Source organism: Streptomyces sp. NBC_00887, from assembly GCF_045207585.1.
Map to the genome: position 1 here is coordinate 1,171,157 of NZ_CP108788.1, position 23,075 is coordinate 1,194,231.

23 protein-coding genes are annotated in these 23,075 nt (G+C 70.8%); 10 read left to right on the forward strand and 13 right to left on the reverse strand.

Annotated elements, in window-relative coordinates:
- Positions 1-22 precede the first annotated feature (22 nt).
- The 3 genes from OG844_RS05310 to OG844_RS05320 all read left to right on the forward strand — a co-directional run bounded on the left by OG844_RS05310 (position 23) and on the right by OG844_RS05320 (position 1,785).
- The gene (locus OG844_RS05310) at positions 23-637 is read left to right on the forward strand and encodes a TetR/AcrR family transcriptional regulator (RefSeq protein WP_406388433.1); all 615 of its coding nucleotides are present in this window, start codon (positions 23-25) and stop codon (positions 635-637) included.
- A 41-nt stretch (positions 638-678) separates the two neighbouring features.
- Entirely contained in the window at positions 679-1,191 is a 513-nt protein-coding gene (locus OG844_RS05315; protein WP_406388435.1) for a DinB family protein, read from the forward strand.
- Between the two features lie 138 nt (positions 1,192-1,329).
- A complete protein-coding gene (locus OG844_RS05320) occupies positions 1,330-1,785 on the forward strand; it encodes a hypothetical protein (protein WP_406388436.1) in 456 nt (151 codons plus the stop codon).
- 51 nt (positions 1,786-1,836) lie between these two features.
- Here OG844_RS05320 and OG844_RS05325 read toward each other — a convergent pair whose 3' ends face one another.
- From OG844_RS05325 to OG844_RS05355, 7 genes are all read right to left on the reverse strand, one after another.
- Positions 1,837-2,322, reverse strand: coding sequence for a hypothetical protein (locus OG844_RS05325; RefSeq protein ID WP_406388438.1), 486 nt, complete (start codon positions 2,320-2,322; stop codon positions 1,837-1,839).
- A 74-nt stretch (positions 2,323-2,396) separates the two neighbouring features.
- Positions 2,397-3,116: a uracil-DNA glycosylase gene (locus tag OG844_RS05330; protein WP_406388440.1), complete on the reverse strand. Its 720-nt coding sequence runs from the start codon at positions 3,114-3,116 to the stop codon at positions 2,397-2,399.
- 77 nt (positions 3,117-3,193) lie between these two features.
- Positions 3,194-4,771, reverse strand: a complete 1,578-nt coding sequence (locus OG844_RS05335) for an ABC transporter substrate-binding protein (protein WP_406388442.1) — start codon at positions 4,769-4,771, stop codon at positions 3,194-3,196.
- A 118-nt stretch (positions 4,772-4,889) separates the two neighbouring features.
- Positions 4,890-5,645: an SDR family oxidoreductase gene (locus OG844_RS05340; protein WP_406388443.1), complete on the reverse strand. Its 756-nt coding sequence runs from the start codon at positions 5,643-5,645 to the stop codon at positions 4,890-4,892.
- Positions 5,646-5,667: 22 nt separating this feature from the next.
- A complete protein-coding gene (gene fabG / locus OG844_RS05345; protein WP_351168460.1) occupies positions 5,668-6,429 on the reverse strand; it encodes a 3-oxoacyl-ACP reductase FabG in 762 nt (253 codons plus the stop codon).
- 202 nt (positions 6,430-6,631) lie between these two features.
- A complete protein-coding gene (locus OG844_RS05350; RefSeq protein WP_356425990.1) occupies positions 6,632-7,015 on the reverse strand; it encodes a DUF3037 domain-containing protein in 384 nt (127 codons plus the stop codon).
- Complete coding sequence (locus tag OG844_RS05355) at positions 7,012-7,896, reverse strand: HipA family kinase (protein ID WP_406388445.1); 885 nt, start codon at positions 7,894-7,896, stop codon at positions 7,012-7,014. The genes OG844_RS05350 and OG844_RS05355 overlap by 4 nt, the downstream gene beginning before the upstream one ends.
- Positions 7,897-8,130: 234 nt before the next feature.
- Here OG844_RS05355 and OG844_RS05360 point away from each other — a divergent pair, with 234 nt between their 5' ends.
- The gene (locus tag OG844_RS05360; RefSeq protein WP_406388447.1) at positions 8,131-9,213 is read left to right on the forward strand and encodes an NAD-dependent epimerase/dehydratase family protein; all 1,083 of its coding nucleotides are present in this window, start codon (positions 8,131-8,133) and stop codon (positions 9,211-9,213) included.
- 3 nt (positions 9,214-9,216) lie between these two features.
- On the opposite strand, the gene OG844_RS05365 is transcribed toward OG844_RS05360, so the two are convergent.
- Entirely contained in the window at positions 9,217-10,323 is a 1,107-nt protein-coding gene (locus OG844_RS05365; protein ID WP_406388448.1) for a sensor histidine kinase, read from the reverse strand.
- The gene (locus tag OG844_RS05370) at positions 10,320-11,156 is read right to left on the reverse strand and encodes a response regulator transcription factor (protein WP_406388449.1); all 837 of its coding nucleotides are present in this window, start codon (positions 11,154-11,156) and stop codon (positions 10,320-10,322) included. The genes OG844_RS05365 and OG844_RS05370 overlap by 4 nt, the downstream gene beginning before the upstream one ends.
- A 123-nt stretch (positions 11,157-11,279) precedes the next feature.
- On the opposite strand from OG844_RS05370, the gene OG844_RS05375 reads away from it, so the two are divergent.
- The 3 genes from OG844_RS05375 to OG844_RS05385 are packed head-to-tail and all read left to right on the forward strand — an operon-like array spanning position 11,280 to position 13,464.
- On the forward strand, positions 11,280-11,984 hold the full coding sequence (locus tag OG844_RS05375) for a glycosyltransferase family 2 protein (protein ID WP_406388451.1): 705 nt from the start codon (positions 11,280-11,282) through the stop codon (positions 11,982-11,984).
- Positions 11,981-12,658: a DUF2064 domain-containing protein gene (locus OG844_RS05380; RefSeq protein WP_406388452.1), complete on the forward strand. Its 678-nt coding sequence runs from the start codon at positions 11,981-11,983 to the stop codon at positions 12,656-12,658. Before OG844_RS05375 ends, OG844_RS05380 begins: the two co-directional genes overlap by 4 nt.
- A complete protein-coding gene (locus tag OG844_RS05385; protein WP_406388454.1) occupies positions 12,655-13,464 on the forward strand; it encodes a class I SAM-dependent methyltransferase in 810 nt (269 codons plus the stop codon). The genes OG844_RS05380 and OG844_RS05385 overlap by 4 nt, the downstream gene beginning before the upstream one ends.
- A gap of 325 nt (positions 13,465-13,789) precedes the next feature.
- Here OG844_RS05385 and OG844_RS05390 read toward each other — a convergent pair whose 3' ends face one another.
- Positions 13,790-15,100: a molybdopterin-dependent oxidoreductase gene (locus OG844_RS05390; protein ID WP_406388456.1), complete on the reverse strand. Its 1,311-nt coding sequence runs from the start codon at positions 15,098-15,100 to the stop codon at positions 13,790-13,792.
- Positions 15,101-15,302: 202 nt separating this feature from the next.
- On the opposite strand from OG844_RS05390, the gene OG844_RS05395 reads away from it, so the two are divergent.
- Both OG844_RS05395 and OG844_RS05400 read left to right on the forward strand, forming a co-directional pair.
- Positions 15,303-16,694: a hypothetical protein gene (locus tag OG844_RS05395; protein ID WP_406388457.1), complete on the forward strand. Its 1,392-nt coding sequence runs from the start codon at positions 15,303-15,305 to the stop codon at positions 16,692-16,694.
- Positions 16,695-16,874: 180 nt separating this feature from the next.
- Positions 16,875-18,626 carry a glycoside hydrolase family 35 protein gene (locus OG844_RS05400; protein WP_406388458.1) on the forward strand — a complete coding sequence of 584 codons (1,752 nt, stop codon included), beginning with the start codon at positions 16,875-16,877 and terminating at the stop codon, positions 18,624-18,626.
- A 146-nt stretch (positions 18,627-18,772) separates the two neighbouring features.
- Here OG844_RS05400 and OG844_RS05405 read toward each other — a convergent pair whose 3' ends face one another.
- The 3 genes from OG844_RS05405 to OG844_RS05415 all read right to left on the reverse strand — a co-directional run bounded on the left by OG844_RS05405 (position 18,773) and on the right by OG844_RS05415 (position 21,962).
- A complete protein-coding gene (locus tag OG844_RS05405) occupies positions 18,773-19,762 on the reverse strand; it encodes an MASE1 domain-containing protein (RefSeq protein ID WP_406388460.1) in 990 nt (329 codons plus the stop codon).
- A 72-nt stretch (positions 19,763-19,834) separates the two neighbouring features.
- Positions 19,835-20,662, reverse strand: coding sequence for a PP2C family protein-serine/threonine phosphatase (locus OG844_RS05410; protein ID WP_406388461.1), 828 nt, complete (start codon positions 20,660-20,662; stop codon positions 19,835-19,837).
- 223 nt (positions 20,663-20,885) lie between these two features.
- Positions 20,886-21,962, reverse strand: a complete 1,077-nt coding sequence (locus OG844_RS05415) for a LacI family DNA-binding transcriptional regulator (protein ID WP_406388463.1) — start codon at positions 21,960-21,962, stop codon at positions 20,886-20,888.
- A gap of 184 nt (positions 21,963-22,146) precedes the next feature.
- On the opposite strand from OG844_RS05415, the gene OG844_RS05420 reads away from it, so the two are divergent.
- Positions 22,147-23,073, forward strand: coding sequence for a carbohydrate ABC transporter permease (locus OG844_RS05420; protein ID WP_406388465.1), 927 nt, complete (start codon positions 22,147-22,149; stop codon positions 23,071-23,073).
- Positions 23,074-23,075 lie beyond the last annotated feature (2 nt).

Sequence of the window (23,075 nt, forward strand, 5' to 3'; positions counted from 1 at the left end):
GTGGCGACGGTAGATTGACCCCATGCCCACAAGCACCACGGGGACACCCGGCACCTCCCGCGCGCGCGTGATCGCCGACACCGCGCTCACCCTTCTCGCGGAGCGCGGAATGCGGGGTCTCACCCATCGCGCGGTGGACGAGCGGGCCGGACTCCCCCAGGGGTCGACGTCGAACCACGCACGCACCCGACAGGCGCTGCTGGAAGCCGCCGTTCGCCGGCTCGCGGAACGCGAGGCACAGGTGCTCGCTCCCGGAGAACTTCCGGCGGACGGCGCCCCAGGCTCCGCTGCCGCCGCACTGGCCCGCGCGCTGCACCGCTGTCTGACCGGCCATCCGGAACTTCTGGTCTGCCGTTACGAACTCGCCCTGGAGGCCACCAGGCGCCCCGAACTGCGGGCGTTCTACGATGCCGCGGGCCGGCAGTTCCGCGAGCCCCTGGTCGCCCTGATGACCGCAGCCGGATCCGCCGAACCGGAGCGCCACGCGCTGTCCCTCGTGGCCTGGGCGGAAGGGATGATGTTCGCCTGCGCCGCGGGCTCGTACCACCGATCCGTTCCGACCGAGGACGAACTGCGTACCGGGTGCGCCGAACTGTTGCGCGGGATGCTCGGCGTCCAGGCCGCCCAGAACCTCTAACCGCTGGCCATGCTCATGATCATTGAGTGAGGATGATCGGCATGACGACAGACGAACGTTCCGAACCCGCCTTCGACGCCGCCGAGCGCCAGATGCTCGAGGGATGGCTGGACTACCACCGCCAGACGCTGGTCATGAAGTGCGCGGGCCTCACCGACGCCCAGTTGCGGGAGGCGTCCGTGCCCCCCTCGGAGTTCACACTGCTCGGACTCGTGCGACATCTGGCCGAGGTCGAGCGCGGCTGGTTCCGCGAGGTGCTGGTCGGTGAGGACGTACCGCCCCTCTACGGCAGCGACGAGGACCCGGACGGGGAGTTCCACCTCACCGAGGCGGACACCTGGGACGAGGCGCATGCGACCTGGCTGGCGGAGATCGAGGCGGCACGGCTGAATTCGGCGAAGTTCGAACTCGACGGACTCTCGGTCGGCCTGAGCAGCCAGGGCAAGCCCTTCAGCCTCCGCTGGATCTACACGCACATGATCGAGGAGTACGCCCGGCACAACGGTCACGCGGACCTCGTACGGGAACGGATCGACGGCACGACCGGGGAGTGATCCTGCGGGCCCTCACCCCACGCCCCTCCTGACGCTCCGCACCCGGTTCGGGGGCACGCCGCTGACCGGGTCACTCGTGCGGACCAATCCTCGCTCACCGGCTGTCACCGGGCGAAACGACCGAGCAGAGTTACCCAGGTGCATCGAATCAGAATCACAGCAACGCTGCTGGTGGGGATTACTGTCACAGCTGTCTCCGGCTGCGTGTCGGTGGAACCCTCCAAGAGAACCGTCGCGCCACGTTCCGGAGCCGGCAGACCCGTCCAGGACGTGGCCCCGCAGATCGTGCAGCCGCCGGTCCGGGACTCCCTCGAGGCCCTGCCGGACCCCGTGACGTCCGTACGGGCCGTGGCCCCGGGAGCACCCTCCCCGGCCCGGAGGACCACGCCACGGGCCCCACGGCAGTACGAACCGGCCGACACCCCGAGGGGGCGGACACCTCACCGGCTGTCCGCCGTGCCGCCCGCGGCGCTCCCCGCCGTGCCGGGCTCCGCCGTCACCGGGAACGACGTCTGCAGGCTCGGGCGCGGGTACGGGCGCTGGCCCGCAGGCAGCCCTCAGTCCCTGATCTGCGACGAGACATACGGCCGCTGAGCCGCGAAAGCCCGTACGGGGTGGGCCCGCCAGGTCACGGGCGGGCCCACCTCACTGCCCGGCGGCGCTGCCCCGCATCCTCTGCTCCAGCCGTCCGATGGCGGCGCGGACGCCCCCGCCGTACCCGTCGTCGCCGAGCACACCGGCGGCGTCCCACGCCCGGTCCAGATGGATCCGGGCGGACTCGGGGCGCTGCAGCTTCAGGTAGTCCGCCGCGAGATTGAGGTGCAGGGAGGGGAAGAAGGCCCGGACCGCGGTCGCGTCCCGGTGTTCCGCGACCGGCCCGCCGCTCAGCCCTTCCGCGGCCGTCAGCGCCCGCAGGTCCCATGCGAGCTCATCGCCGGGATCGTCCTGGGTGTCGGCCATGTAGTGCGCGAGGGTGCAGCGGTGGAGGGCGTCGCCCTCCTCGCCGATCTCCGACCAGATGGCCCCGAAGCGATTGCGGGCCTCTTCCCTGTCCCCTCCGTGCAGCAGCATGATCGCCTGGCCGATCCTGGTCATGACGGCGTCCTTCGACGCCTCCTGCTGCTCCGCCACCGCGGTCTCCCTGGGTACGCCGTCCAGCCCGTTCCGGTCGGTCGAACGCTAGCCGCAGCCGCCGGGAAACCCGCTCAGGCGCGGACCGGAACCGCCGGTCGGGTCGCCCCTCGTCCCAGGTCCGGGATGCGCCAGTCGATGGCCTCGTGGCCCTGGGCGGCGATCGCCTCGTTGATCTGGGTGAAGGGGCGGGAGCCGAACCACTTCTTCGCGGACAGCGGCGAGGGGTGCGCGCCCTTCACCACCACGTGGCGCTCCTGGTCGATCAGCGGGAGCTTCTTCTGCGCGTAGTTGCCCCAGAGGACGAACACCGCCGGGTCGGGCCGCTCGGCGACGGCGCGGATCACCGCGTCCGTGACCTTCTCCCAGCCCTTGGCCTTGTGCGAATTCGCCTCGCCGCCGCGCACCGTCAGCACCGCGTTGAGCAGGAGGACGCCCTGCTCGGCCCACGGCATCAGGTATCCGTTGTCCGGGACCGGCAGGCCGAGCTCGTCGTTCATCTCCTTGTAGATGTTGCGGAGCGAAGGGGGCGTCCTGACGCCGGGCAGCACCGAGAAGCAGAGCCCGTGCCCCTGCCCCTCACCGTGGTACGGGTCCTGGCCGAGGATGAGCACCTTGACCCGGTCGTACGGGGTGGCGTCCAGGGCGGCGAAGACCTGTTCGCGCGGCGGATACACCGGCCCCCTGGCCCGCTCCTCCTCGACGAATTCCGTGAGCTCCTTGAAGTACGGCTTCTGCAGCTCTTCGTCGAGGACGCCGCGCCAGGATTCGGGCAGCAGGTCGGTGTCGGTCACGTCCACAACCTCCGGTACACAATCGGTTCTTGACCACAGAACCTACCGGGGGCCACTGACAACGACCGCCCCGAGCCCTACCAGCTGGCCTTGCGGTAGAGCTCCCACATCTGCATGACCGTCTGCGGGTCCAGGGCTCGTTCGCCGCCGCCGATGTCCTCACCGGCCGCCACGTACAGCTTGCCCTGCCACAGCGGCAGCAGCCGGACGTCCTCGACGAGGACTTCCTGGGCCTTCTTGAACTGCGTGGAAACGGCTCCGCGATCGCTCTCCTGGCGGGACGACGCCAGCTGCTCATCGATCTCCGCGGTCAGGTAGGGCGTCCCGGTGACGCTGTCCTTGCCGACGAAGGGGGCGATGAAGTTGTCCGGGTCCGGGAAGTCGGGGAACCAGCCACGGCCGAAGACCGGGTACTCGCCCTTGGTGAAGCCTTCCTGGAAGGTCTTCCACGGCGCGCTCTTCAGGGTGATCTTGAACAGCCCCGAGTCCTCGAGCTGGCGCTTGATCTCGGCGAACTCGGGGGCGGTGGAGGAGCCGTAGCGGTCCGTGGTGAACCAGAACGTCATCTTGACCGGCTCGTTGATCCCCGCCTCGGCGAGGATGGCCTGGGCCTTGGTCTTGTTCGCGTCGCCGAAGGCGTCGAAGAAGCTCGTGGTATGGCCGGCGATGCCCTTGGGGACCATGGAGTACAGCGGCTCCGCGGTGCCCTGGTAGACCTTGGCGACCAGGGCGTCACGGTTCACCAGCTGCGCGATGGCCCGCCGGACCGCGGGCTTGCCTGCGGCCGGGTCCTTGGGGTTGAAGACCAGGAAGCGGATGTCGGCGCCGACGGTCTCGACGATCTGCAGACCGGCGTTGTCCTTCTTGTTGTCCTCGAGGCCGACGACCTCCTCGGCGGTCAGACCGCGGTAGGTGGCATCGATCTCCTTCTTCTTCAGGGCATCCACCATGGGGGCGGAGTCCTTGAAGTAGCGGATGGTGACGGCGGTGTTCTTGCGGTTGGCGAAGCCCTTGTAGTTGGGGTTCTTGGTCAGCTCGGCCTTGTTCCCGGGCTCGTACGACTCCAGGACGTACGGACCGGAGCCGGTGACCTTGCCGTCGTCACGGATCTTGTCCGCGGGGTACTCACTGGGTGCGACGAGCGACATCGCCGGGGTCGCGAGGATGAACGGGAAGGTCGCGTCCGCCTTGCTGAGGTGGAAGATGACCGTGTCGTCACCCTTGGTCTCCACACGGTCGAGGGAGCCGAGCAGACCGGCCGGGCCGCCCTTGACCTTGATCTTCACGATCCGGTCGATGGAGTACTTGACGGCCTCGGCGTTGATCGCCTCGCCGTTGGAGAACTTCAGGCCCTGACGGAGCTTGCACCGGTAGGCCATGCTCGTGGAATCGGTGAACTGGCAGTCCTCCGCCGCGTCGGGCTCGGGGCTCATCGTGCCGGTGGGGAAGCTCACCAGGGTCTGGAAGACGTTCCTCATCAGCTCCCAGGAGCCGTCCCAGGCCGCTGCCGGATCGAGCGTCGAGGGCGAACTCGTCGTCCCGACGGCTATCTGCTGGTCGGTTTCCGAACTGCTGTCGGACAGCAAACCGCAGCCGGCCAGCAGAGAAAGAGATGCAAGGGCTGCAGCAGCCTGCAGACTGGCCCGGTAGAACACGTGAACGCTCCTCGATCAGCCATGGGTCGGCAGACCATACCGCAGCGCCCCGCCAGGTCAATCCGCTGGCCCGGCGGGGCGCTTGACTCATTCAGGGCCAAACCGGCTCAGGCCGTACTCAGGCCACGCCGGCATTCAGGAAAATACCTCCGTCGACCACGAGAGTCTGCCCCGTGATCCAGTCGGACTGCGCGGAGGTGAGGAAGGCCGCGGCACCTCCGATGTCCTCCGGAACTCCGAGCCTGCCGAGCGGGTAGGCGGCTGCCGCCTCCGCCTCCCGGCCCTCGTAGAGCGCCTCGGCGAACTTGGTCTTGATCACGGCCGGAGCGATCGCGTTGACCCGGACGACCGGCGCGAACTCGTGCGCCAGCTGGAGGGTCAGGTTGACCATGGCGGCCTTGCTCATCCCGTAGGCACCGATGAAGGGCGACGCCGAGACACCGGCGACGGAGGCGATGTTCACGATCGCCCCGCCGTTGTCCTTCTGCCAGGCCTTCCAGGTCTGCTGGGCGAAGCCGAGCGCCGAGATCACATTGGTCTCGTACACCTTGCGGGCGACGTTGAGGTCGAGCTCGGCCATCGGGCCGAAGACCGGGTTCGTACCCGCGTTGTTGATCAGGTAGTCGACCCGGCCGAACGCCTCCATGGCGCGCTCGACCGCTGCCGCCTGATGTGCCTCGTCGTGCGCCTTGCCCGCGATCCCGATCGCCCGGTCGGCGCCGAGCTTCTCGACGGCCTCCTTGAGTGCGTCCTCGCCACGGCCCGTGATGACGACGCGGTCGCCCCGGGCGACGAGCGCCTCGGCGACGCCGTAGCCGATACCGCGGCTCGCACCCGTGATGAGTGCGACCTTGCCACTGTCCTGCACAGTCATGATGTCCGTTACCTTTCCGGGGTCAGTTGAGCGGTCCGCCGGCGACGTACATGACCTGGCCGGAGACGAAGCCCGCGTCGTCGCCGGTGAAGAAGGCGATGGCGTTGGCGATGTCCTCGGGCCACCCCACGCGCTGCACGGGGATCTGGGTGGCTGCCGCGGCCTGGAACTCCTCGAAGCCCATGCCGACGCGGGCCGCCGTCTGGGCGGTCATCTCCGTGACGATGAAGCCGGGGGCGACGGCGTTGGCGGTGACGCCGAACTTGCCGAGCTCCTTGGCGAGGGTCTTCGTGAAGCCCTGGAGACCGGCCTTCACGGCGGAGTAGTTGGCCTGACCCCGGTTTCCGAGGGCCGAGGAGGAGGACAGCGAGACGATGCGGCCGAACTTGGCCTCCACCATGTGCGACTGGACGGCCTTCGCCATCAGGAACGCACCCTTGAGATGTACGTTCATGACGAGGTCCCAGTCGGCCTCGCTCATCTTGAAGAGCAGGTTGTCGCGGAGTACGCCCGCGTTGTTGACGAGGATCGTCGGGGCGCCGAGCTCGGCGGCGACGCGCGCGACGGCGGCTTCCACCTGGGCGCTGTCCGACACATCGCAGCCGACGGCGAGGGCGGTGCCCCCCGCGGCGGTGATCTTCTCGACCGTGTCCTTGCAGGCCGCCTCGTCGAGGTCGAGTACGGCGACGGCGCGGCCCTCGGCCGCCAGGCGTACGGCGGTGGCGGCGCCAATGCCCCGCGCCGCTCCCGTCACGATGGCGACGCGCTGCTCGGTGGTGGACATGCTTGGTTCTCCTCGCCCTTGGATCGCGGCTCAGCGGACGTCAGGAAGTTCCCGATAACTGAGCAACCGCTTAGTACCTTCAGCAGACGAGACGCTAGAAGCCCTGGCACCCGGTGTCAACGGCCCACGGGGGCAGGGGCGCATGTCACACCGGAAGGCGCCGCTGCCGGACCTGCCGCAGGCGGCGCCGCCAACCGCCGGCTCAGCGCACCAGCAGGTCGAGCAGCCGCTCGACCTCGGCCTCCGGGTCCGTGGTGAGACCGCTGTGGACGGCCCCCGGCTGGACCACCGTGGAGCGTGGTGCGATCAGCCACCGAAAGCGCCGCCCCGCGTCGTCACCGGCAGCCTGACCTGCGGCGTCACCACCGCAGCAGACCCCCTCGACCGCGCGCAGAGCGGCCTGGACGCCCACCACGTCGGCGTGCGGATCGAGGGCCTTCAGCTTGCGCTCGTCCAGATGCGTGCGCGCCGCGACGAAGGACTTCGCCCGGCAGTACACCAGCACGCCCGCGTTGAAGCACTCGCCGCGCTCGACCCGCGGGACGACGCGCAGCAGCGCGTACTCGAAAACAGTGCGCTCGCTCATCGGCCGCCGTCCTTGCTGCTCTGTCCGGCGTCCGCCTGCTCCGCACGGTCCTCACGGGTGGGGCGCGGCCGCGGCGCGAGGCGCTCGGTGAGCCAGCCCGGGGCCTGGGATGCCCGTGTCTTCGTGGGCGCCTCCATCGTGATCCGTTCGTGGACACTGCCGGCGCGTGCCAGCAGCGGCGCCACATACGCCCGGCGCAGCTGGTCCGTCGAGTCGAATCCGGGTTCGCCCGCCAGCCACTCCTCGGGCACATCGGCGACCACCCCGGTCAGCAACTCCTCGGTGACGAGCGGGGCGAGCTCCGCGGCCGCGGCCGCGACGTCCGGCCCGAACGGGGCGAGGACGTGGTCGGAGGCGTTGTACGGCTTCGCCGCCGACGCCTGCGCTCCCGGCCAGTTGTGGTGCCAGATCATCGTGGCCCCGTGGTCGATGAGCCAGAGATCGCCGTGCCAGACCAGCAAGTTGGGGTTCCGCCACGACCGGTCCACATTGTTGATCAGCGCGTCGAACCAGACGACCCGGCCGGCCTCCGCAGGGTCCACCTCGTAGGCGAGGGGATCGAAACCGAGCGAGCCGGGCAGATAGTCCATCCCCAGGTTCAGCCCGCCGCTCGCCTTGAGGAGCTCCTGCACTTCCTGGTCCGGTTCGGCGAGCCCGATGACGGGATCGAGCTGGATCGTCACCAGCTCGGGGACCCGCAGTCCCAGCCGCCTGCCGAGCTCCCCGCAGATGATCTCCGCGACAAGGGTCTTGCGCCCCTGCCCTGCGCCGGTGAACTTCATGACGTACGTGCCGAGGTCGTCGGCTTCGACGATCCCGGGCAGCGATCCGCCCTCCCGCAGGGGCGTGACGTAGCGGGTCGCCGTGACTTCTGTGAGCATTTCGCCAGGCTATACGGCTCGGGCACCTTGCGATCCATGGATGATCACACCGCCTCCGCGGACAGGACGCACAGGACGCCCTGCGGCATCCGCTGCCGCGTCCCGTTCGGCCGGTCCGGGCCCTCCATGCCTTCGAGGGAAGCCGGGGAGCTCGTCCGGGTATACCGCTTACGGCTTCGTGACGTGCCGGTCCGTCGGCGGACGATTCCGCGCCGGGCGTCCTAACGTGGGCGTATGCGTGTACTGGTCACCGGCGGCGCCGGGTTCATCGGTTCGGAGATCGTGCGGACGCTCGTGTCTGCCGGGCACGAGGCGGTGGTGCTCGACGCCCTGCTCCCCTCGGCGCACGGCGGCACCGCGGCACCGCCCGGCGGCGACGGCCGTGACGGCGGACTGATCGTGGCGGACGTACGGGACCGCGAGGCCGTGGGCCGCGCATTGCGGGGAGTCGACGTGGTGTGCCACCAGGCGGCGATGGTCGGCCTGGGGAAGGACTTCGCCGACGCCCCGGAGTACGTCGGTTGCAACGACCTGGGAACAGCCGTGCTGCTGGCCGCGATGGCCGCGGCGGGGGTCCGGAGTCTGGTGCTCGCCGGGTCGATGGTGGTCTACGGGGAGGGCCGCTACACCTGTCCCCGTCATGGCGGTGTCCGGCCGGGCCCACGGGCGGAGGCCGATCTGGTGGCGGGCCGGTTCGAACCGCACTGCCCCGACTGCGGTGCCGAGTTGGAGTCCGGGCTGGTCGCGGAGGACGCTCCCGCCGACCCACGCAACGTGTACGCGGCGACCAAGCTCGCCCAGGAGCATCTCGCCGCAGCCTGGGCTCGCGCGACGGGCGGACGCGCGGTGTCGTTGCGCTACCACAACGTGTACGGACCGGGGATGCCGCGCGACACCCCGTACGCGGGTGTCGCCTCCTTCTTCCGTTCGGCCCTCGCCCGGGGGGAGGCTCCCCGCGTCTTCGAGGACGGCGGTCAGCGACGGGACTTCATCCATGTGCGGGACGTGGCCGCCGCCAACGCGGTGGCGCTGGAGGCGGTCGCGGGACGCGGACCGGGCAGTTTCGCCGCGTACAACACCGGGAGCGGTGAGCCGCACACCATCGGTGAGATGGCTGCCGTGCTGGCCTCGGCCCACGGAGGCCCCGCGCCGGTGACCACCGGTGAGTACCGGCTCGGGGACGTACGCCATGTCACGGCGGACTCGCGACGGCTGCGGGACGAACTGGGCTGGAAGCCGGAGGTCGGGTTCGCCGAGGGCATGGCGCAGTTCGCCGGGGCGCCGCTGCGGGATGCGGCCGCGGGTCTGTCCGCCTGAGGCTCACGCCACGGGCAGGGTCACCTCGAAGCAGCAGCCGCCGGTCACGTTGCGGACCTCCGCCCGGCCGGCGTGTGCCTCGACGATCCCCCGCACGATGGCGAGACCTAGTCCCGCGCCGGCCGGTGGCGTACGGGCGTGGCTGCCGCGCCAGCCGGTGTCGAAGACCCTGGGCAGGTCCTCCTCCGGGATGCCGCCGCAGCCGTCGGTCACCGAGAGGACCACCCCGCCGCCCGTGCGCTGCGCGGCCACGGCGACGGTGCCGTCGGCGGGGGTGCGGCGGATGGCGTTGATCAGGAGGTTGCCCAGGACCCGGTTCATCTCCTTGCCGTCGACCTCGACGGGCACCGCCTCGATCCGGTCGCCGACCAGCCGCACGCCGTGCTCGCGGGCCAGCGGGTCCGCGCCGGCGAGCGCGTCGCCCACCAGGTCGTGGACGGAGATCCGCGTGGGGCTCAGGGTGAGCGAGCCGGCATGGATGCGGGAGAGTTCGAAGAGGTCGCCGACCATGTCGTTCATCCGCTCCACCTCGGTGCGTATCTGCCGCAGATAGCGTCCCGAATCGACGGCCATGCCGTCCTCCAACGCCTCGGACATGGCGCGCAGCCCGGCGAGCGGGGTGCGCAGGTCGTGCGAGATCCAGGCAACGAGCTCACGCCGCGAGGTCTCCAGGGCGCGCTCCCGCTCGCGTGAACTGTCGAGCTTGGCACTGGTGGCGGCCAGTTCCCTCGTGAGAGCCGCGAGTTCGGCAGTGGCCGGGGCCTCGGGGGCCGCGAAGGTGCCGCCGTCGCCGAATGAGCGGGCGGCGAGGGTCAGTTCGCGGCTCCTCGCCGCCACCCAGCGGCCCAGCAGCATCGCGGTGACGAGCGAGACGACGGCGGCCATGGCGAGGACGGTCGTGACCACCGTCAGGTCGTGCGGCGACAGGAACATGGCCCAGGCGACGGCCAGTGTTCCGGCGAGCATCGCGGTGACGGCCACGGCGGCCACGACGGTCAGCGAGACGACCAGCGAACGGCGCCGGGACAGCCGCAGCACGAGTGCGCCGAGCAGTCCGGCCGCGGCGGCGCCCAGGAAGGCGAGGAGCGCGATGAGGAGGATGTCGGTCATGACGGTGTTCCGGAGGCGGAATCGGCGGAGGCGTGGATGGCAGCCCTGCCCGGGAGGTCCAGGCGGTAGCCGACACCCCAGACCGTGCGGATCAGCTCCGGGCGGGCCGGATCGGCCTCGACCTTCCCGCGCAGGCGGCGGACGTGGACGGTCACTGTCGACAGGTCCCCGAAGTCCCAGCCCCAGACCCCGCGCATCAGCTCCTCCCGGGTGAACACCTGCCCCGGGTGGCGCAGGAGGAAGGCGAGCAGGTCGAACTCCCGCAGCGTGAGGGCCAGCGCACGGCCCTCCCAGGTCGCACTTCTGGCCGCGGGGTCGAGGACGAGCCCCGCGCCTTCGAGCAGCGCGGAGCGGCCGCCGGAAGTCGCGGCGGCCCTGACGCGGCGGAGCACGGAGTCGACGCGCAGGACGAGTTCGCGGGGGCTGAAGGGCTTGGTCACGTAGTCGTCCGCGCCCGTCTCCAGACCGAGGATGCGGTCGTCCTCGTCGCCGCGTGCGGTCAGCATGATGACGGGCACCGGTCCGTGCGCCCGCATGCGGCGGCAGACCTCGAAGCCGTCCATCCCGGGCAGCATCAGGTCCAGGACGGCCAGGTCCGGGCGACGGGCGGCGTACTGCTCGAGCGCGGCGGGGCCGTTCGCCGCGCGGGCCACCTCGTATCCGGCGCCACTCAGGTATCCGGCGACCACTTCCGCGACGGTGGGGTCGTCGTCCACGACGAGTACGCGGCCGCGCCCTCCCGGTTTCGTGCCGGTCGCCGGCATGGGCTTCTCCTCCGCCGGACGCACCCCGTCGGCGGGGACGGACTGTGGAGTGTCCGGAGTCGTCTGCATGCCCCCACCTTGGCATCCGGGGCGCGGAGCCGGGGACGCCCGTGTGCCGCTGCCCGGCGACGTCCACATTTCGTAAGAATCTGGAACCCGAAATGCCCGCTTCCTCTCCGTAGGGTGATCCGGGTGACCCTTCCTTCCGATACTTCCGCCCTCCGTGCCGACATCGTCCTGCCATGTCTGGACGAGGCTGCCGCACTGCCCGCGGTGCTGGCCTCGGTCCCTCGTGGCTGGCGGGCGATCGTCGTGGACAACGGCTCCACCGACGGCTCGGCGGAGCTGGCCCGGTCCCTCGGTGCGACCGTGGTGCACGAACCCCGGCGCGGGTTCGGCGCGGCCTGTCAGGCAGGGCTCCTCGCCTCCGACGCGGAGTTCGTCTGCTTCTGCGACTGCGACGGTTCGCTGGATCCCGGGCTGCTGCCCGGCTTCGTCCGCCGGGTCGCCGACGGTGAGAGCGATCTCCTGCTCGGCCGCCGCCGTCCCGAGGAGCGCGGCGCCTGGCCGCTGCACGCGCGGGCCGGCAATGCGGCGCTGGCCCGCATGCTCCGCCGCCGCACGGGACTGCGGCTGCACGACCTGGGGCCGATGCGGGCCGCACGCCGGACCGATCTGCTGGCGCTCGATCTCACCGACCGGCGCAGCGGCTACCCGCTGCAGATGGTCGTGCGCGCGGCCGACGCGGGACTGCGGGTCACCGAGACGGACGTCCCGTACGTCGCGCGGACGGGAAAGTCGAAGGTCACCGGCACCTGGCTGGGCACCTGGCACGCGGTGCGCGACATGCGCGCCGTGCTGAGTGAGCCGCCGGTCCGGGCGGGGGCCTCTCGATGAGGGCATCCGATCCCGGCGCCGCCCGTTCGGGGCCGGCCGGGTCGACTACCCTGCTGGTCATCGCCAAGGAGCCGCTGCCCGGCCGGGTCAAGACCCGGCTCACCCCTCCCTTCTCGCCCGTCGAGGCCGCACGGCTCGCCGAGGCCGCCCTGGGTGACACCCTGCGTACCGTCGGCGCCCTGCCGGCCGCGCGGCGGGCGGTCGTCCTGGACGGGGCGCCCGGACCGTGGCTGCCGCCCGGCATCGAGGTGGTGGCACAGAGCACGGGAGGTCTCGACGAGCGGCTCGCCGCCGCGTTCGGCGCGTGCGCGGGGCCGACACTCCTGATCGGCATGGACACCCCGCAGGTCTCTGCGGCCGATCTGGCCCCCGTACTGAGCCCCGGCGCCTGGGACGGCTGCGACGCCTGGTTCGGCCCTGCCGAGGACGGCGGCTTCTGGGCGCTGGGCCTGGTTGAACCGGATCCCGAACTCCTGCGCGGTGTGCCGATGTCCGTACCCGAGACCGGTGCCGTGCAGCGGCGCAGGCTGGTCGATGCCGGGCTGGCCGTTCGCGATCTTCCCTTGCTGCGGGACGTGGACACGGCGGCAGATGCCCTGGCGGTCGCGGCCCTCGCGCCGCACGGGCGGTTCGCCGCCGAGCTCGCCCGGCTGACCGGGACGGCGGTCCGATGAGCCGCTCGGGACCGGACCGCGGTGTGGTGATCCCGTCGCGCCCGGACGTCACCTCATGGAGCACCGACCCGTACTCCAACGCCCTGCGCAACGGACACGGGCCGCTCTTCCTCCGCCGTACGGACGGCTGGCTGCTGCCCCTCGACGTCGAACGCTGGTGCGCCGACGCGGACGCCGCGGACCTGTCGGCGCTGCGGCGGTGCGAGGGCCCCGTACTGGACATCGGGTGCGGGCCCGGGCGGCTGGTCGCCGCGCTGGCGGCCCGCGGCCACCGCGCCCTCGGCATCGACGTCAGCGAGGCCGCCGTAGACCGCACCCTGCGGCTCGGAGCGTCCGCCCTGCACCGGTCCGTCTTCGAGCCGCTGCCCGGCGAGGGGCGTTGGGGCACGGTTCTCCTCGTCGACGGCAACATCGGCATCGGAGGCGATCCGCGGCACCTTCTGCACCGCACGGCGGACCTGCTCGCCCCCGGTGGACTCCTCATCGCCGAGACCGCGCCGCAGGACATCGACGAACGGGTCCGGGTTCAGTTGGACGACGGACGCTCCTCCGGCCCCGGACCGGCACGGACCGCCCCCTTCCCGTGGGCCCGGCTCGGCACACCCGCCCTGATGAGGTACGCCCTCCCCCATGGGCTGCACTCCGTCGATCAGTGGGACGCGGGCGGCCGCTCCTTCGTCTCCCTGCGGCGCGGCCGGACCGTCCGGACCACCAGGCACAGCCCCGACACGAGGAACAGCGCTGCCGTGATCAGCAGCCAGTTCCCCAGGAACACATCGGGGGACAGCCCGCTCGCCGGCTCGTAGCGCTCCGCCTGCCGGGTGATCAGCGGGAACCACACGAGCAACAGCAGTCCGGAGATGAACGCCGGCACGCGGACGAAGTTCACCGAGACGGAACGCGGGCGGAAGGACCTGCGCAGCAGCAGGTCCGCCCCTGCGTACACCGGAACCAGCACCAGGTCGTGCACGAGGGCCGCGCCGACGAACCACACGATGACGCCGAGCGTGTCCCCCGCCAGCAGCCGTACACCGGCGTATCCGGCCAGGGCGAAGGAAGCGGCCATCATGACGAGGTGCAGGGGCCCCTCCCCGTACCGACGCCGCAGGAGCGCGCGGGGATCCGTTCTGTTCACAGCTCTCCGAAGGTCAGCCGGGCCACCCATTTGGTGTTGAGTACGCCGGGGGCGGCCGGGACGATGATCCGCGCCGGGTATCCGTGATCGGGTGACAGTTCCTCGCCGTTGACCCGCATCGCCAGCAGCGAACGCGGGTCCCGTACCTGGTTGTCGCGGAGCGCCGCCCGGCGGAACGGCCCGCTGCGCTGGACCGATTCGACCAGCACGCCCGGTGGCTGGTCCGGGTACCCGGCGAGCGCCGCCAGATCCCGCAGCCGTACGCCGCGCCACCACTGGTCGGAGGTGGACCAGCCCTCCACGCACGCGATCGGAAGCGCCGCGCTGTGCTGGTCCATGGCCAGCAACTGCTCCCGGGTGAACCGGAGGTCCCCGGCCGGCCCACTGACGGTGAGCCACCAGCCCTCCCCCGTATCGGCCGTGGTGACGCCGACGGCGGCGGCCGTCTTGTTGATCTGGAAGCCGTTGGGTCCGGAGCCCGGCTCGGCGGCACCGTGCGGGGTGAGCACCGCGAGACGCCTCAACGGCCCGTCGAAGCTCCGCCCGGCCGACGTGACCAGGAGGACCGATGAGCCGGCACCCACCATGGCCAGCGCGCCGCGCCGGGACAGGGTCGGCGCGGCGGGAAGGGGGGCCTCCAGCCGGTCACCCCGAACCGTCCCGCTCAGTCCCCCCGACCGCAGCACCCGAACGGCCTGCGGCGCCCGCAGGCCCGCATGGGCGAGGAACGCGGCGAAGAACACCCACGCCCCGTAGAAGTGCAACGGGTAGAAGGAGCCCGGAAACAGGTACTCCAGCTGGATGTTGAGCAACCCGGTGAGGAACTGGAACAGCGCACCACCCACGAGCAGCAGCAGCGAGATCCGTTCCAGCGCGTGCCCGAGGGAGCGGACCGGCGGCAGTGCGAAGAGTCTGGGAACCACCGACCACAGCTTTGCCAGCAGGACCGGGACGAGCACGATCCCCACGGTGACGTGGAGGCCCTGCGTCAGCCGGTACAGCCAGTGCGGCCCGGTCGGCCAGGCGAAGAGGTAGAAGCCGAGCAGCCCCTTGCCTGGGGTCTTGTCGTTGACCGGATTCAGGTCCGGGTTGTAGGCGGCGTACGACAACAGGCCCGTGACGAAGAGCAACGTGATCCCGACGAGCAGGACGAGGCCGAGCACCGCGGTGAACCGCACTCCCCGTACGGGACTGCGCCAGAACCCGGGCGCCGAGGGAAGGCGTTCGGGGAGCGTCGCGGCGCGTCCGGAAAGGAGCCGGGAAAGGGAAGCGGGAGGTGTCGGACTGTTCCGACGGCTGTCGCCCATGTCCCGACGCTATGCCCGCGGAACCTGGGAGGGGCGGGTGCGACTCCTGACGAAACGATGACGTCACCCCTCGGAGCGTACGGGCCCGGCACCCCGCCCACTCCTGCCCGGAGGCCCACCGACGCAGTCCGGAATCTGACGGTTCGGTGACGCGCCCCGCCGGCACCCGCCACCGCGGCACCGCCGTGCGTACGGTGCCTGCGTGAAGACCGAGGACCGCACCGAGCACATCACCGAGCCGACCGCACAGCGCTCCGGGCACCGCCGTGACCTCGTGGCCGCCGGCGCGGGCATCATGCTGGTCACGGCCGCCGTGCTCGTCGGCCACGCCATCGAGAACGCCGACCACACCCTCTACGTCCGCTGGGCGCCCCTGCTGGCGACGTGGTACCCGCACGTCGGCCCCGGCACGGTGGCCGCCCCGGCCGTCGCCGTGGCCGTCGTCGCGTACGGCCCCGTCCTCGCCGGCCGGCTCCGTCGGCGGGCACTGCTTCTCAGTTGCTACGCCGCCTCTCTCGCCTGGGTCTTCTCGCTCGCGCTGATCGACGGCTGGGAGCGTGGCATCGCCGTACGTCTCACCACGAAGCACGAGTACCTGAGAGTCATCGGCCGCTTCGACGACATCGGTGCCGCTCTGCAGGGCTTCAACGACCACATCCTGATCGGACCTCCGGGCAACTGGCCCGCCCATGTCGCGGGACACCCGCCGGGCGCCACCCTCACCTTCGTCCTGCTGGACCGCGTCGGGCTCGGCGGCGGCGCCTGGGCCGGGATCTGGTGCATCGTGACCGGCGCCTCCGCGTCGGTGGCGGCCCTGATCGCCGTTCGTGCCCTGACGGACGAGCACACCGCCCGCCGCGCCGCGCCCTTCACCGTCCTCGCACCCGTCGCGGTCTGGGCCGGTACCTCGGCCGACGGCTACTTCACCGCGGTGGCCGCCTGGTCCATCACCCTGCTCGCCCTGGCCGCGACCCGCACGGTCCGCAGCCCCGCAGCCGCCGCGCTGGGGGCGGGCCTGCTGTACGGCCTGGTCTGCTACCTCAGTTACGGGCTGACGCTGATCGCACTCCTGCTCCTCGCCGTACTCGTGCTGACTCGCACCGCACGGCCGCTCGTCCCTTTCGTGCTGGGAGCGCTGGTCGTACCGGCCGCCTTCACGCTCGCGGGCTTCAACTGGTGGGAGGCGTACCACCTGCTCGTCGATCGCTACTACCAGGGGGCGGGGGGACTCCGGCCGTACTCCTACTGGGTCTGGGCGAACTTCGCCTGCACCGCGATCGCCGTCGGACCTGCGACGCTCGCGGGCCTGCGCCGGACGGCGGTGGGTGTCCCCGGAGCCGTGCGCGCCCTGCGAACCGGGACGACGGCTTCGCCGCACCGCCTGGTCCTGTTCGTCTCGGCGGCGTTCCTCGCGCTGCTGGCCGCCGACCTGTCAGGGATGAGCAAGGCGGAGACGGAACGGATCTGGCAGCCCTTCATCCTCTGGCTGCTCCCCGCCACCGCGCTCCTGCCCGTACCGCGCCGACGCGGCTGGCTGGCCGCACAGGCAGTCGTGGCCCTGACGGTCAACCACGTGTTCTGGACCGGATGGTAGGCACGGGGCCGGACCGCGTACGGGCGCGTCCGCGCGTCTGCATGTGGTGGCAGGGCGTCCGTCCCTCCCCGTGAGGCTTGCCATCGCCCTCATGTTTACGCAAACATGTATCCGGCAGGGATTCCGGCCGCCGTGCGCCGGATCGCTCGCGCACCCCCTTGAGCACAGGAGCAGCAGCACATGTCCGTTCTTCAGATCGACGACGGCGGATTCCGACTCGACGGTGAACCCTTCCGGGTCCTGTCCGGTGGGCTGCACTACTTCCGGGTCCATCCGGCGCAGTGGGCAGACCGACTCCGCAAGGCCCGCCTCATGGGTCTCAACACGGTCGAGACGTATGTCCCCTGGAACCTCCACCAGCCGCGTCCGGACCGGTTCCACATGGACGGCGGACTCGACCTGCCCGCCTTCCTCGGCCTCGCCGCCGCGGAAGGCCTCCACGTCCTGCTCCGTCCCGGGCCCTACATCTGCGCCGAGTGGGAGGGCGGCGGCCTGCCCTCCTGGCTCCTGGAGCAGCCCGACATCCGCCTGCGCACCCGCGACCCCCGCTATCTCGCCGCGGTCGACGACTACTTCACCCGGCTCCTCACCCCGCTCCAGCCCTACTTCGCCACCCGCGGCGGACCGGTACTCGCCGTGCAGGTGGAGAACGAGTACGGGGCGTACGGCGACGACTCCGCCTACCTGGAGCACCTCGCCGACTCGCTGCGGCGCTGCGGTGTCGACGTGCCGCTGTTCACCTGCGACCAGCCCGCGGACCTGGAGCGTGGCGGGTTGCCGGGGGTCCTCGCCACGGCCAACTTCGGTAGCCGCTCCACCCAGAACCTCGCGGCTCTGCGCGCACACCGGCCGACCGGACCGCTGGTGTCCACGGAGTTCTGGATCGGCTGGTTCGACCGCTGGGGCGGCCACCACGTGGTCCGTGACCCGGACCAGGCGGCACAGGAGCTGGACGAGGCCCTGGCGGCCGGGGCCTCGGTGAACCTCTACATGTTCCACGGCGGCACGAACTTCGGCTTCACCAACGGCGCCAACGACAAGCACACCTACCGGCCGACCGTCACCTCCTACGACTACGACGCACCCCTCGACGAAGCCGGGGACCCCACCGAGAAGTTCACCGCATTCCGCGAGGTCATCGCCAAGTACGCACCGGTCCCCGCTGAGCCTGTTCCCGCGCGCGCGGACAAACTCGCCCTGGCGGCAGTGGCGTTGAACGAGAGTGCCGGCCTGTTCGACTGGGCTCCGAGCCTCGGTGACGCCGTCGGGTCCCTGAATCCGCTGACGATGGAGCAACTGCGCCAGGACTTCGGATTCGTCCTCTACGAGACGGTCCTGGCGGCCGCCGGACCCGCCCTGCTCGAACTGGAGCACGTCCGCGACCGCGCCCAGGTCTTCCTCGACGGCCGGAGCGTCGGGGTCCTGGAGCGGGAGAACCACGAGCACGCCCTCTCCTTCACCGTGCCCCGCGCGGGCTGCGTCCTCAGCCTGCTCGTCGAGAACCAGGGCCGCGTCAACTACGGGCCGGGCATCCACGACCGCAAGGGGCTGCCCGGCAGGCTCCTGCTGGACGGCACGGAGCTCGTCGGCTGGACCAACCGGCCGCTGCCTCTGACCTCTCTCGACGGACTGGGCTTCGCCGCCACGACCACGACGCCGACCGGTCCGACCTTCCACCGCGGGACCTTCGAACTCGCCGGTACGGCGGACACCTTCCTCCACCTCGACGGCTGGACCAAGGGCAGTGCGTGGATCAACGGTTTCGCACTGGGCCGCTACTGGTCCCGCGGGCCCCAGCGGTCCTTGTACGTCCCCGCGCCGGTGCTCCAGGAGGGCACCAACGAGATCGTCGTTCTCGAACTGCACGCGGCCCATCGCGCCCGTACCGTCGACTTCCGGGAGACCCACGACCTCGGCCCCACCGACGAGTAGGTGCAGGTCCGTCACCGGGCGTAAACACATGCCGCTGTCGGTGAGGGGTTGCTCGGGCGGGGGCGGGACGGGCCCCACTGCCGCAGCCGACGGTCCGGCGGCGCCTCCGACCCCCACCGGGTCCGGTGAGGGCACAAGTTGCGGTCTCAGGCGTCGGGGGGAGTACCGCGGCGGGACCCGTCGTTCTGGTGCGCGACCGCGTCGGAGAGCTGCGCGCACAGGCGCTCGATCTCGCCGTGGGTGCGGTTCCGTTCGGTGACGACCGCGGTGAGGAGCAGGGCGGTGAGGGAGACCGTGCCGTTGAACGCCTGGAGGGTGACCATGTTCGTGAGGAGGTCCTGGTGGGCGAAGGGGCCGGTCATCCGCCCGGAGGCGAGGATCGCGAGCGTGGAGACGCCCAGGGCGCACGGTGCGGCTCCCGCACGTTCGAAGCGGAACGAGGCCCAGATCAGGAAGGGGAACACGAGAAAGAGCAGAGATGAGCTGCCGGCGTTGGTCGCCAGGAGCGTCACGGTCAGGGTGCACGCCGCCAGTGCCGCCGCCTCGACCCAGATCATGGCGCTGACACCGCGTGGCCACCGGGCCCATCGGACCACGAGCAGGAAGGGGGTGACAACGAGCACGCCCATGGCATCGCCGGTCCACCACACGGACCAGGTCGGCCAGAAGCCGCTGGCCGGGAGTACCCCTGACAGCAGGAGGGTGCTGCTGCCGATGGTCGCGCTGATCAGCATGGGAGCCAGGGCGCCGAGGAAGACCAGGGCCAGCGCATCCTGCAGACGGTCGAGGCCGTTGTGGAAACCGGCGCGGTTCAGCAGCAGGTAGGAGCAGATCGGGGCGAAGGTGTTGCCGACGACGATCGCCAGTACCGAGGGGACCGTGGGGCCGATGGAGATGTTGACCGCGAGGGCGCCGACAGCGATTCCGGGCCAGACCCGCGCTCCGAACAGGAGCAGGGCGGCGACCGCGATACCGGTCGGCGGCCATAGGGGCGTGACCTGGCCACGCACCAGTTGCTGGAGCAGTCCCAGGCGGGCGGTCGCGTAGTAGAGGGCGGCGACCGCCAAAATCGTCAGAGCAGTGGCCTTGTGCCGCCCGATTTGTGAGAAGTCCACCACATCAGCATCAGACACCATCCCGAGCGGTCAGGGCCTGACGGACGCGCCGACGCCACGGCCATGCAGGCGGGCGGTACGTCTGCGTCTGTACTACCGGGTGCCCGGCGGCCCCTCGTAGCGGACGACGAGAACGGCGGCATCGTCATCGTGTCCGGTGCGGTCCGCGACCCGGATCACCCGCGAGGCCAGGACGTCGGGCGCGACACCATGTGCGGAGGCCACCAGCCCCGCCACCTCCGCCAGCCCCTCCTCGATCGGGTAGGCCGGTCCTTCCACGACGCCGTCGGTCAGCAGGACGAGGTAGCCGGGCTGCGTCACGCGTCGGTGGACTACCGGGTAGCTCTGGCCGGGCAGAATCCCCAGAGGGACCCCGCCGGCGTCCAGGGACACACCCGAATCACCCGCGTCGGTGCCCCACACCATCGGGACGTGGCCGGCCCGGGCTATACGGAGATCGCCGCTCTGCGGTACGAAGCTCAGCAGGCAACAGGTGGTGAAGAGGTCGCCGCCGAGCGAGATCAGCAAGTCATTGGCGCTGGTCAGCACCTCCCCGGGGTCGGCCGTGACACTGGCGAGGGCCCGCAGGCTGGCCCGCGCCTCCCCCATGAAGGCGGCGGCCTCCACTCCGTGGCCCTGCACATCGCCGATGACCACCCCCGCCACCCCGTCCCTCATCGGGAAGGCGTCGTAGAAGTCACCGCCGACAGCAAGACCGTCCTGCGAGGGCGCGTACCGGGCCGCCAGTCGGACGCCCGGAAAATCGGGCAGTTCGGCAGGGAGCATGTGCCGCTGCAGCGCCATGCCGAGCTCCGCCCGGGCACGCTGGAGCCTGACGTTCTCCAGTGCCTGATCGACAAGGCGCCCAAGGGTGAGGAGAAGTTCCTGGGTGCTGTCCGGCGCTCTGCGGTGTCGGTACATGACATTCCTGAGGATTCCGTTCCCCCTGATCAAACCCTAGCCCGGTCGCCGCCACCTGGCGCGGACGGCCGGCACCCGCCCGGCCGCGGCGGGGGTGCGATCCCCTCCGCCGGCATGCGGCGGCGCCATCCCCATGCCGGGTGAGGCGGGCCCGTGGATCAGCCCGTCCGCCCGCGAGATGTCCGACGAAGCCGTGAGGCCGCAGCCGGTGGTCCGAAGGAGATCAGACCTCCGTATACGGAGCCGTGCTCGCGCGCACGACCAGCCGGGTCGGCACCAGCGTCGTGCCGCCCTCCACGGCCTTGCCACCCAGCTCCGCCAGGATGGCGTCGACGCACAACTCCCCCACCCGGGCGAAGTCCTGGTGGACGGTGGTCAGAGGCGGGATGAAGGAGGCGCTCTCGGTGATGTCGTCGAAGCCCACGACGCTCATGTCCTCGGGTACGCGCTTTCCGCGCTCATGGAGTGCCCTCAGCACGCCGAGTGCCATCTGGTCGTTCGCCACGAACACCGCGGTGCAGTCGGGCTCGTCGGCCAGCCGCAGGCCCGCCTCGTAGCCGGATGCGGGGGCCCAGTCGCCCCGCAGCAGGGGCGGCACCTCCCGCCCCTCCTCACGCAGCGCCGACTCCCAGGCGACCGCGCGGCGACCCGCCGCGAACGACTCCTCCGGGCCCGCCAGGTGCCAGACCGTACGGTGCCCGAGTTCGAGGAGGTGGCGCACGGCCGTACGGGCACCCTGGTGCTGGTCGGTGTCCACCACGTGGAAGCGGTCGCCGGCGTCCGAGTCCACCACGACGACGGTCACATGCGGCGGCAGGGTCAGCAACGCCGTGTCGAGCAGGTGCACTTCCATGATCAGGACGACCGCGTCGACCGCGAGTTCGTCGAGCCGCGTGAAGGCTCCTCTGACGTTGTCCTGGGTCGGGGCGTCGATCGGGATCAGCGTGACCGCGTACCCCGCGTGCGAGGCGAACTTCGCGATGGCTTCCAGGGTCCGCACGTTGCCGGTGCTGGACAGGCTCATGGTGATGACGCCGATGGTCCGGAAGTCGCCTCGCTTGAGAGCGCGGGCGGCGCTGTTGGGCCGGTAGCCGAGCTCCTTCATGGCGTCCAGCACCTTCTGCCGGGTCCGGTCGATGACGGCCGGGTCCCCGTTGGACACCCGGGAGACCGTCTGCGACGAGACGCCGGCGACCCGGGCGACGTCAGCCATCGACACCCGTGGCTGCCTGCCTTTCGCGGCGCGGCGGCCGCCCTTGTCCACCGTCTCCGCACGAGCGGCCGCGTCTTTCTCCGTCACCGGTCTTCCTTCCATCGACTCCCACCCCATGCTTGACGACCCCCACCGGGAGTGTCACCATCACGCTACCGATGATTACGTAAACATTTCTCATCGGGCACAGCCTGATCCGGCCGCTTCCGGCCCGAAGGCCCTCGTCCCTCCTCACAACGGACCGGTCGGTCACCGACACAAGGAACCAGCCATGACGCTCCTGCCGACTCCGGCGAAGGCACTACCACCACCCCGCGTGCGAGCGCGCTCCCGCCTCCGCAGGCAGGCCCTCGTCGGGTGGGGGTTCGCAGGTCCGTTCGTCGCGGTCTTCGGCCTCGTCTTCCTTGCGCCGATCGGATACGCGCTGTATCTCAGCCTCTTCCGCGACCGGCTCATCGGCGGGAACTCCTTCGTCGGCATGGACAACTACCAGCAGGCGCTGACGGACCCGCAGTTCTGGGAGGGACTGGCCAGGGTCGGGCTGTTCCTGGCCGTACAGGTGCCCATCATGCTGGGCATCGCGCTGCTGGTCGCGCTGGCCATCGACAGCGGGCGTCTGTACGGCAAGGCCTTCTTCCGCATATCGATCTTCCTGCCCTACGCCGTACCCGCGGTCGTCGCGAGCCTGATGTGGGGCTTCATCTACGGCACCCGGTTCGGTCTGGTCGGCAACATCAACGACGCCTTCGGCGTCGCCCTTCCCGACCCGCTCTCCCCCGCACTGGTGCTCACCTCCATCGGCAACATCGTGACCTGGGAATTCGTCGGGTACAACATGCTGATCTTCTACTCGGCGCTCAAGGTCGTGCCCCGCTCGCTCCACGAAGCCGCCGCGATCGACGGCGCCGGCGAGTGGCGGGTCATCACCGCGGTCAAGCTGCCGGCGATCCGCGGCGCCCTGGTCATCGCGACGATCTTCTCGGTCATCGGCAGCTTCCAGCTCTTCAACGAGCCGAGCATCCTGCAGAAGCTCGCCCCGAACGCGATCACGAGCGACTTCACCCCCAACCTCTACACCTACTCGCTGTCCTTCTCCGGCCGGCAGCACAACTACGCGGCCACGGTGGCGATCGTGATGGGCGTCATCACCGCGATCATCGCGTACAGCGTCCAGCTGCGCGGAATGCGGAAGGGCTGAGC